Genomic DNA, 9,494 nt, shown 5'->3' on the forward strand with positions numbered 1-9,494 from the left:
GCAGATAGTTTCGGCAGATCAGTCACCGTCAGATCTTGGCTGTCGACGTTTGCACTGGTTATGGCAGCAATCGATACGATCTTTTCGGACGGCCCGTTGTCTGCTCCTCCAGTTCTTCGATCTGCGCGCTGGTTTTGAGATACCCGATTACGGCATCCAGATCTCGCGAGTGCATCCGGGCATCGACCCGGCGGTACAACTCGGTGCGCGTCATCGCCCGATTGGATTTGCGCAGGTGTCCGAGCACGAGCTTCGCGTTGGCCTGATGGTCATTTTCGGCCATGTTCTCGCGCAGCCCGCTGACAAACAGACCAAGGGACCAGTCGACTAGCCGGGCGGCGAACCGCATGTCGGCCTCGTCCACCACCGCGCCCGCGAGATCGCTATCGACGTACCGGCCGCAGGCGACGATCAATGCGATGCGCTTCGTCATCTCCGCGCCTCGCACCCACGCCTCGAACAGCGGATCCTTGTCCGCCCGCTCCAGCATCCGCTCGTCCCGCTCGCGGCAGGCATCGTAGATCGCCTGCGCCTCGGGGGTCATTTCGATCACCCGCATCTCCGGCGGGCGCACGGGATCGTGCAGCGTGGTCGAGGGAGCAATATGGCGCCGCGGATCCGCGCCCGCCGGCGGAGCGTCCTGAAACTCGAACAGGCGCTTGGCTGCTGCGATGATCGAGGCGGGGACGATCTCTTCCGCCAGCCGGGGGCGGCGCGCCCGCACCCGCTCGAATCGCGGCAGCACAAGGAAGCGGTTCAGGAAGCCGTTGGCCAGAAGCTTCGCCTTCATGTGCTCGTAGAACGAAACGAAGTTCGTCGCGCCGAAGAACGACAGGCAGGGGCGATGGATGAAGATGTCCCCGCGGGTCGTGGTCGAATTGGGGATGAACGTGCCCATGCCCCGCCCCCACAGGGTGCAGTAGTCCTGCACCAGCTCCCGCTCCTGCGCGTTGGCGTTCCGGTTGCCCGAGCGGGCCAGCACCTTGTCGACCTCATCGATGATCTGCACCTGCACGGGCCGCTCCGCCAACCGCATGGCCAGGGACGCGGCCGACGAGGAGGCCCCGGAATGCAGGCGCGTGCTTGAGACCGCGTCGAGGATCTGCCGCATGGCCTCCTGCGGGCGTTCCTTGCCCGCGCCCGTCCCGGCGATCGTCAGCGCGTAGAGGTGCGCGCCGGAGCGCGGCATGCCGCAATAGACCCGCCGGCCGATCAGCGTGCCGACGGTGAGCAGCGCCGCCGCGACGGCGAACAGCCGGATCGGCTTCGGGCTGGTCGCCTCAATCCAGTCTGCGATCTCACCGACGAGGCCCGACACCTGAAGGTCTGCGAGCGGGAAGTCGCGAGGGTCACCAGCTGCGTCGGTCGGCTGCGGCTCCGCCCGGGCCGGTGCATCAAGAACCTCGCCGGTCTCGGCGTCGAACAGCACCCCGTCACGCTCTTCGACCTGGCGGGGCTGGAGGTCGAGGTCGATTCCCTCGCCAAACCCGACCCGCGCCGCCAGCCATTCGAAGGCTTGGTCGAGCTCGTCGCCGCGGGCAGCCATCACGAGGTCGAGCGGCGTGTAGGGGCGCTCCAGATCGTGGAAGTCACGGATGCCCTGCGGGTGGATCTTGAGGTTCAGCCCTCGCTTCTCCAGCGCCCGACCGGTGTGCGATGGCCGCCATGTCGGCACGGCCACGTAGCCGCCCCCGCGCCGCCGGAGCCGGTAGAGGCCGAGATCAGGCACCCAGGCGCCGAGGTCCGCCATGGCGAGGTTGTTGACCCGGCGGTGCGGCGTCTCCTCACCCTCCGCCACCTCGCGCCGCTGTGGCCGCTCCGGCTCGGGCGCGTAGCCAAACGGCTTCAACGCTTCGGCGATGCGCTCACCGATGTCGTCGTCGATCCACGGCAGGTCTGCCGGGTCGATCCCGTCCAAGGTCTCGGGACGTGTCCACCGATAGGGATGGCCCGTATCGGGATGCACGGTCGGCGGAAGCACGGTCTGCTTGCCGGACCCGAGCATGTCGAGCACGCGCGTCGGCCGCCCATCGGGACCGGGCAGGTTGAACGAGCGAGACGGGAAGCTCGGGCTGCCGCGGTAGAACAGCGTCTCACCCTTCTGCCCTGCCTTGCCGGTCAGGGACGGCGGCAGCACCGCGAGAATGGCGTCGCGGATCTCGGGCACGTCGGTGTCGATATCCGCCGCGATCACCCCGCTGGAGGCGTTGCCGAGGGCGACGCACACGCCGGCCGGCGAGGCGGACCATCGATCAATCTCGATATCGAGCGGCAGGCGCGCAGCGGCGCGGGCCGCCCAGTCGTCCAAGCCGATGAAGGACCCGTCGCCGAGCGGCACGCCCGGCCGCTTGGTGCCCGGCATGATCGGAAGCGCAGCGTAACCGCGCTCGACGAGCCTGGCGCCGATCTGCGCGTAGGGGCCCGGTGTGGACGCCAGCATCAGAACGGTGCCATGTTCTTGAGGATGCGAGTGCGAAGGCCGGCCTCGAAGCCGACGATGACCTGATGCAGAAGGGTCGCCCACTCGTCGGCGGTCAGCGTGGCGAGGTCGGTCTTGCCGATCGAATCGAGGTAGGCGCCGGCCATTTCGCCGGCATCGTCCCGCGCGGCCTCCTCAAAGGCGTCGAGCTTGAGCTTCGGCATCTCGTACACGCTCCTCGCGACCTGCCCGCAGGTCGGATCATCGCAGAGCCAGAGGATGGGCCGGCCCTGTTGCCCGGCCCAGCCGAGGCCGGTGGTGGCCCGGCGCCGGCAGACGCCGCAGATGACGGGTTCCCGGTCGCCCTTGATGCGCGACACGGTGGTCGAGCCGTCGGGTTGCGTGGCGGTCATCGTCAAAACGGCACCTCTTCGCTCGCTTCCGCCAGGGCTTCCCGGTAGGCGCGGTTGATGTTGGCCATTGCGGCGGTCGAGCCGCCGGAATCGGGGTGGTGCTCGCGTGCAAGGCGGCGGAAGGCGGCCTTGATCTCGCTGGTGTCGGCGTGTCGATCGATCCCGAGCACGCGCCACCATCCGGCGCTTTCGCGCTCCACGATCGGTGTGACGACGAAGGCCGCCACCCGAGCCAGCTCCACCGACGAGAACCGGCGGCTCACCACCCGCATGAACTTGCCGTCTCGCTTGACCACGATGTCGCTCGGCGTGGCCGTCTCGCCGTCCAGGCAGCGGCTCAGCGCCTCCTCGACGCTGGCCGGCGCCGGCCGACGCCCGCGCATGTCGCGCCACCACTTCTCCGCCTTGGCTCTGGCGACGCCGTCATGCTCGAAGCAGACCCATTCCGAGTGCTCCACGAATCCGCATTCGTATTCGACCCGCAGCGTCGGCGGCGCGTCCGGATCGCCCCGCTTCTCGTGGTGGGCGAACCTGATCCCCGTCACCGCCAGCCAGGGGTCAGGGAAAGGCGCCGCCGCCGAACGCTGGCCGGTCATGATGATCGCCTCGGCGTCGGCCTGAGCCTCGTGCGCCGGCTTCGGGCGCTCCCACTCGAACCCGCAGCCGGGCGCGGTGCAGGCGAACACGCCGAGCCCGACGAGGGTCGAGCAGTTCGGGCACACCTTCGCCCGCACCTCGTCGGGCTTCACCGCCGCCTCGACCGGAGCCCGCGGTCGCCCGCTCGCTGCGTCCCCGCCCACCGAGATCGCATCGACCGGCCCGTGCCGGCGAACGTTCCCGGCAAAGTCGAGCACGAGGCAGTTGGGCTTCGACGACGCCTCGATGGCCGCGACGCGCTCCTCGGCCGTCGCCCGGTTCGGATCGAACCCCGGCGGGTAGACCGGCCGGGTGCCGCGCCCACATTTCTGGATGTAGAGGCCCGTCGACAGCGTCGGCCGGAGCATGGCGATGAGGTCGACCCCCGGCACGTCGAAGCCGGTCGTCAGGACCATGGCGTTGGTCAGGCAGCGGATACGCCCGGCCCGGAAGTCGCGGATGAGCCGGTCACGCTCGCCGGCCGGCGTCTCGCCGGTCACGGCCTCGCAGGTGATGCCGCGGGTGCGCAGGGCGTTGCGGACGTGAAAGGCGTGCTCGACGCCCGCGCAGAACGCGAGCCAGGATCGGCGATCCTCGCCCATGGCCACGATCTCGTCGCAGGCCGCCTCGGTGACGTCGTCGCGATCGACCGCACGCTGCAGGTCGCTCTCGACGAACTCGCCGCCGCGCCGGGTGACGCCCGACACGTCCATGCCGGTGGTCGTCGCTTTCGAAACCAGCGGCGCGAGCCACCCGTCGGCCACGGCGTCGCCGATGCCGTAGGTGAAGACGATGCGCTCGAAGATGCGGCCCTCGCCTTCGTCGAGCCGACCGGAATCGAGGCGGTAGGGCGTGGCGGTGAAGCCGGCGACGCGCAGGTCCGCCACGCGCTGGCGCAGCTTCTCGATGAGCTGCCGATACATGCCCTCGCCCTTCTTCGGCAGAAGGTGGGCCTCGTCGATCAGCACGAGATCGCGGGGGCCGAGCGAGTAGCCGTCCTCGCGGTAGACGGACTGGATCGACGCGAAGAGCACCTGCTGATGCCGATCGCGGCGGTGCAGGCCGGCCGCGTTGATGCCGACGTTGCTGCCCGGTCGGACGCGAAGGAACGCCTTCACGTTCTGCTCGACTAGCTCGCGGGTGTGGACGAGGGCGAGCACGCGCAGGGTCGGGTACTCGGCCAGCAGTTCGTCGATGAGCCCGGCGATGCAGACCGATTTGCCGGTGCCGGTGGCGAGATCGACGAGCGGGTTTCCGCCGCCGTCGCGCCAGTAGTCGAGGATCGCCTGGACGGTCTCGATTTGGTAGGGGCGCGGCTCGATCACGGTGCATCCTCCCCGCTGGCAAGGGCGTCGGCGGCGATCTCCAGGGCGGCCTGGGCGGCGTCGGGCTCGTCGGAGCCGAGCGCTTCGACGATCTCGCGCAGCGCGTTCTCGTAGAGGCTGATCAGGATCTCGGCGGCGGTCATGCGAGCCCCCGCCGTGCGGGCGCATCGACCCAGGTCGAGCCATCGCGCAGCTGATAGGTGACGGTGCCAGCGGCTTCGTCGGCATCGACCTGTTCACCCGGCACGAGGGCCGGCAGGAACAGGTGGAAGTCGCAGCCGCGCATCTGCTCCTCGAACGTGAGGTCGAGGCCGAAGCGCTCGCAGCGCCAGCGCCCGGCGTCGCCGTCGTCGATTACGACGGTGGCATGCAGGCAGGTGCGGCAGTGGACGCGCGCGAACCAACCCTCGTGGCATAGCCCGCGGGCCGGGCACCAGCCGCACTGGTAGGCCGACGGAGCCGAAGGGTCCGGATGCTGCTTCGCGGGCGGCTCGTCGGCGCGCAGGATCCGCTCGGCACGGGCGAGCAGCTGTTGAGCCGCGAGCGGGTCGTAGCGGACGCGTTCCGTGTAGAGCTGATCGTCGTTCTTATTGACGGCGACGTAGAGCGCGCGGGTGAGTCCGGTGTGATGCATGTAGAATTGCATCTGCCGGAAGTGTCCTGGCTTCGACGCGGCGACGCCGGACTTGACCAGTTCCTTGAAGCTCTTGTCGTTGTGGGTCTTGCACTCCAAAACGTGCCACGTCTTCGACGCCTCGGGCACGCGCAGCACGCGGCCGTCGAGGTGGCCGCGCAGGTGACCGCCGAGGTTCCAGACCGCGAACTGCCGCCCGGTCGCCGGGTCCAGCGGTTCGACGAGGATGCCGGCCGCGCGCAGGTTGTAGACGAGCCGGTCCTCTTCAAGGTGGCCGGTCTCGAACAGCCGGATGCGGCGGCCGTCCAGCGCCTCCGGCGCGTGCGCCTTGCGCCAGCCGTACCAGAGGCTGCGGTCGCAGTCGGAGCCGAAGCCCGACATGCCGAGATAGGGGCGGTCCTCCGCCGGCTGAGCGGCTTCTAGCCCCGCGTAGACGGCGAGAACCGTAGGGGAATCGACGGGCGGGATCTCAGCCATGGCGACGGGCTTCCGCCGATCCGCGACCGATGCAGGCTTGCGGGTGGCCCGGATCCGGGCATAGCTCCGCCGTGCGCTCGATGTTCGACATTGCGCATCTCCGTTTTCAAAAATGAGGACGGGGGAGGAGCGGCCGGCGCTCGATTGGACCCTTGGGCCGGCCGCTCCGGCTACGTCACGCGGCGCGGTTGCCCCAGGGGCGGCCCGTGCCGCCGCCGCCGGACGGCTTCGACTGCTGCGCCTGCCCGCCACCGGACTGCCCGCCACCGGACGGCGCCGGCTTGCCCGCGGGCGGTGCGTTGCCGTTCAGGGACGAGTAGCGCTTGACCTCGTTCCGGTCGCCGTACTCGGCATCCTTCCGGATCGTGAGCTGCGCGCGCAGCGGCTTGTAGTGCAGCACCTCGCTATCGGTGAGTTGCCCGGCGAAGCCGACCGCGTCGCAGATCTGCTTGATAGCTTCCTGCGCGATGCGCTGCGCGGTGGCGTTCGGGTTCTTGAAGTTGATGTTGGCCCAGATTTTCCGGTTCGCGTGCGGGCCGTCCATCACCTCCATGGTGAGCTTCAGGATCAGGCCCGTGCCCGCCTTTGTCTCGACCACGTCGCTGTCGATGACCTGCACCATGTAGGGGCCGGCCGGCAGTGGTTCGAAGTCGCCGCGTTCCGGAACGATGTTGTCGACGTCGATGCTTTCGCCGAGTTGTGCCATGTCCCTTGTCTCCTTCGGGGTTGGGGAGGGTTACGCCGCTTCAGCCGCCGCCAGCGGCCGAGCGGGAGCGGGGAGGTGCTTCGCGAGTTCGGCGTAGGTCTCGCCGCGCGCGCACATGATCTTGTCGGGGATGCCGAAGCGGTTCTTGGCGACGAAGGCCGGCCGCGGGGCGGTGTAGATCCACCGGTTGCCGCCACCGTCGGCACGGGACCGGGACGTCTTCGCCTTCGGATCGTCCTGCTTGATGGTCACGTCCTGGTTGATGAACAGGATCGCGTCCATCTCGTCCTGAAAGAGCGCGGTGGCGCGCTTCTGCAGGCGGATGTCGTAGCGGGAGTAGGCCACCGTCGTCGGGTCGTTGACGGTCTCGATGGTCGAGTGCGCGATGAGGACAATCGCCATGCCGCGCTCGCGGCGAAGCACGTTCAGGCCGGTGATGAGTTCGCGCCACTGCATCTCGGCCGCGAGATAGCCCTTGCCGTAGCCGGGCTGCTCGATCGTCGACCAGTTGTTCTCGCGGCAGGTCGCTTCCCAGACCCACGGCTCCAGCTTGTCGAGGCTGTCGATCACCAGCGTCTGGCGGTCGTGATCCTCGGTGATGAGCGCGCCGACGGCGTCGAGCACGCCGTTGAAGTCGCCGAGCTGCTCACGCTCGAATCGCGGCGGCGGGTCAGGTAGGTCGTTCGGGTAGCCGTCCTCGGCCTGGATGAAGACCGGGTTCGGAAACTCGGCCGCGACCGTGGTCTTGCCCATGCCGGGCGGGCCGTAGAACAGGATCCGCGGCGGCGCGGGGTCCTTCTTGTGGGTGAGGTTCTTGAGGCTGATCGCCATGCTGATGCCTTTCGTCCTGCCTGCTCCTGAATGCCCGGGCGCGACCGAGGCGGAGATCAGGCTGGCGGACTGAGCCGGGGTCTATTCCGGCACCTCGGTCGCGCTCGGTGAACTGGTGAGAGGCGGGTGGCCGGAGGCCGCCACGCCTCCGGCCGGTGCCACGTCCCCGACCCGATCCGGTTCGTGAGACGAACCCGCGAGCAGCAGTCGCTCTGCGCCATAGAGCGCGAGCAGGGCGGCCTCCGCCCGGTTGTGGTCCTTCTTCCGCGCGAAGCTGGCATGGCTCGTCGGAAACCGGCGGAGCGCCAGGGCACGACCTTGCTCCTTGCCCTCGTCGCCGCCGCGGAGGCGATAGAACGACTTCCAGGCCTGCGGCCGAACGAGGTGCAGCGGGATCTCGAGCATCAGGGCGACGACGCGGGCAGTCGCGTAGGACTGGCCGAAGCTGAAGGCCTGTCGGACGCCGTCCCGCGGCTGCGGCCCGACCTCCTCCAGCACGATGGCGTCAGCATTCTGATCGCGGATCAGAGCCGCGAGCGCGGCCGGATCGACGGTCTTCAGGACCGTCGGCATATCCCACACGCCGACGATGCCGGGTGTATCGGGCGTCAGCAGCGCAATTGCGCCCGTGAGGCCGGGATCGATCCCGAGGATGCGCGCACGCACGCTCACGCAACCTCTCCCGAAATCAGTCTCTGCGCGCTCTCGATCGCTTCAACCAATCGCGCCATCTCCGGAGCGCCATCAGCGTCGCCACGAGTTCGGCGATACGTCTCCAATTCAAGGGTCAGCCTCCGGATTTCGGATTCGATCTCACCGACCAGCAGCGCCTCCAGCTTGTCGTGGAGCCAGCGCTCGACCCGTTTCAACCGACCCTTACGCAACGTTTCGAGAGTGCCCGGAGCGCAGCCGACCCGGCGGGCCACCGCCTGCCGAGCGATCGGCAGCTTGCCGACGCGGGCGGTCTCACGGTCCTCAAGGGCCCGAGCGATGGCGCGCGTGTCGGTGTGAAAGGCCAGGGCGCTCATGGGCGCTCGCTCCGAAGGATGATTTGTCCCGCACGGAAGGACCATTCGTCCCGCTCCTTTGTGGTCGAAGGGAATCGACCACGAGGACAGGAGACAGCGAGGTGCGAGACACGGTGAACGAGCAGAACGACGGCCCTACCGTCCGCATAGCTTTGGCGAGCGCGGTCGGACGGAGGGTTGAGGATCTGCTGAGCAGCACGACCGCGCAGGATCCGACCGAGAACTCGCCGGTGACACGGCGGACGCTCAGCGAGGCCCTGGCGGTGATGATGGTAGATCTGATGGCCGCGATGCAGGTCGAAGATCGACCGGCTGCGCTGGAGCGGCTGGCGAACCGCCTCGATGGCCGGGGCCGGGTAGCCGGCGGCGGCGAGGCAGCGAAATTGATCAAGGCGACCGGCTTGGTCCTGATGCGCCTCGGATGCTGAAGCAGGCATCAGGCGCGAGCCTCGACAGGATTTCGCTCAGCAGTCTTGATTGCCGGGGCGTCCCACAGGTCTGGACGGGTGGCCCAACGCGGAAAGAGCCCAGAGCTAGGGCCTGTCGTCGCCTGAACGGATTGCGAATTTTGGCGTTTTCTCGGTTTCGAATGAGGAGACGTGATGCTGTCAGACGCACAGTGGGGTGAGTTGGAGCCGTTGATCGAGGCCTGTCGCCCGAAGGCCAAGACACCGCCCCAGGAGCTTCGGCGCACGATCTCTGCGATCCTCTGGCGACATCAAAACGGGGCGAAGTGGCGCGCCATCCCCGAAGAGTTGGGGCCCTGGTGGCAGGCGGCACAGATCTTCATCCGCTGGGCACGCGCCGGAGTGTGGGAGCGGTTGCTCGATCGCGTGCAGGAGCGCGGCGTCGCGCTGGGCATGGTCTTCCTCGACGGCAGCAACGTTCGGGCTCACCAGAAGGCGGCGGGCACGGCAAACGTATGGCCCGCCCCGTCCGCAAGTGGCTCTGGTTCCGCTGGTCTGGGCAGTCTGCACAAACGTATCCGGCCTTCCGGCGAGCCGTTGGCCAAGATGGAGATCCGC

11 protein-coding genes are annotated in these 9,494 nt (G+C 68.5%); 2 read left to right on the forward strand and 9 right to left on the reverse strand.

The genetic code is table 11. From position 1 onward, the window contains the following. Positions 1-58: 58 nt before the first annotated feature. The 9 genes from MFF24_RS25880 to MFF24_RS25920 form a co-directional block, all read right to left on the reverse strand. Positions 59-2,440 (reverse strand): bifunctional DNA primase/polymerase, encoded by a 2,382-nt coding sequence (locus MFF24_RS25880; protein WP_238228844.1) that lies wholly within the window; start codon positions 2,438-2,440, stop codon positions 59-61. Then, positions 2,440-2,832 carry a DUF6511 domain-containing protein gene (locus MFF24_RS25885; protein WP_238228845.1) on the reverse strand — a complete coding sequence of 131 codons (393 nt, stop codon included), beginning with the start codon at positions 2,830-2,832 and terminating at the stop codon, positions 2,440-2,442. Before MFF24_RS25885 ends, MFF24_RS25880 begins: the two co-directional genes overlap by 1 nt. Before the next feature lie 2 nt (positions 2,833-2,834). After that, the gene (locus MFF24_RS25890) at positions 2,835-4,793 is read right to left on the reverse strand and encodes a DEAD/DEAH box helicase family protein (protein ID WP_238228846.1); all 1,959 of its coding nucleotides are present in this window, start codon (positions 4,791-4,793) and stop codon (positions 2,835-2,837) included. Continuing rightward, positions 4,790-4,936 carry a hypothetical protein gene (locus MFF24_RS25895; RefSeq protein WP_238228847.1) on the reverse strand — a complete coding sequence of 49 codons (147 nt, stop codon included), beginning with the start codon at positions 4,934-4,936 and terminating at the stop codon, positions 4,790-4,792. The genes MFF24_RS25890 and MFF24_RS25895 overlap by 4 nt, the downstream gene beginning before the upstream one ends. Beyond that, positions 4,933-5,904, reverse strand: coding sequence for a PD-(D/E)XK nuclease family protein (locus MFF24_RS25900; protein WP_238228848.1), 972 nt, complete (start codon positions 5,902-5,904; stop codon positions 4,933-4,935). Before MFF24_RS25900 ends, MFF24_RS25895 begins: the two co-directional genes overlap by 4 nt. Positions 5,905-6,079: 175 nt before the next feature. After that, positions 6,080-6,610 (reverse strand): DUF669 domain-containing protein, encoded by a 531-nt coding sequence (locus MFF24_RS25905; RefSeq protein ID WP_238228849.1) that lies wholly within the window; start codon positions 6,608-6,610, stop codon positions 6,080-6,082. Between the two features lie 30 nt (positions 6,611-6,640). Then, on the reverse strand, positions 6,641-7,441 hold the full coding sequence (locus tag MFF24_RS25910; RefSeq protein ID WP_238228850.1) for an ATP-binding protein: 801 nt from the start codon (positions 7,439-7,441) through the stop codon (positions 6,641-6,643). 81 nt (positions 7,442-7,522) lie between these two features. Continuing rightward, positions 7,523-8,113 (reverse strand): RuvC family protein, encoded by a 591-nt coding sequence (locus tag MFF24_RS25915; RefSeq protein WP_238228851.1) that lies wholly within the window; start codon positions 8,111-8,113, stop codon positions 7,523-7,525. Then, entirely contained in the window at positions 8,110-8,469 is a 360-nt protein-coding gene (locus MFF24_RS25920; RefSeq protein WP_238228852.1) for a hypothetical protein, read from the reverse strand. The genes MFF24_RS25915 and MFF24_RS25920 overlap by 4 nt, the downstream gene beginning before the upstream one ends. 101 nt (positions 8,470-8,570) lie before the next feature. Here MFF24_RS25920 and MFF24_RS25925 point away from each other — a divergent pair, with 101 nt between their 5' ends. Continuing rightward, on the forward strand, positions 8,571-8,897 hold the full coding sequence (locus MFF24_RS25925; RefSeq protein ID WP_238228853.1) for a hypothetical protein: 327 nt from the start codon (positions 8,571-8,573) through the stop codon (positions 8,895-8,897). 174 nt (positions 8,898-9,071) lie between these two features. Further along, a partial coding sequence (locus tag MFF24_RS25930) for a transposase (RefSeq protein ID WP_238228854.1) occupies positions 9,072-9,494 on the forward strand: 423 nt, incomplete at its 3' end.

The sequence above is a fragment of the Methylorubrum aminovorans genome (genome assembly GCF_022179725.1).
Classification (GTDB): domain Bacteria; phylum Pseudomonadota; class Alphaproteobacteria; order Rhizobiales; family Beijerinckiaceae; genus Methylobacterium; species Methylobacterium aminovorans.

Bases quoted from the DNA above. Each gene is read 5' to 3' on its own strand.
- MFF24_RS25900 (WP_238228848.1), bottom strand. From the start codon at position 5,904: ATGGCTGAGATCCCGCCCGTCGATTCCCCTACGGTTCTCGCCGTCTAC.
- MFF24_RS25880 (WP_238228844.1), bottom strand. From the start codon at position 2,440: ATGCTGGCGTCCACACCGGGCCCCTACGCGCAGATCGGCGCCAGGCTC.
- MFF24_RS25905 (WP_238228849.1), bottom strand. From the start codon at position 6,610: ATGGCACAACTCGGCGAAAGCATCGACGTCGACAACATCGTTCCGGAA.
- MFF24_RS25895 (WP_238228847.1), bottom strand. From the start codon at position 4,936: ATGACCGCCGCCGAGATCCTGATCAGCCTCTACGAGAACGCGCTGCGC.
- MFF24_RS25910 (WP_238228850.1), bottom strand. From the start codon at position 7,441: ATGGCGATCAGCCTCAAGAACCTCACCCACAAGAAGGACCCCGCGCCG.
- MFF24_RS25885 (WP_238228845.1), bottom strand. From the start codon at position 2,832: ATGACCGCCACGCAACCCGACGGCTCGACCACCGTGTCGCGCATCAAG.
- MFF24_RS25920 (WP_238228852.1), bottom strand. From the start codon at position 8,469: ATGAGCGCCCTGGCCTTTCACACCGACACGCGCGCCATCGCTCGGGCC.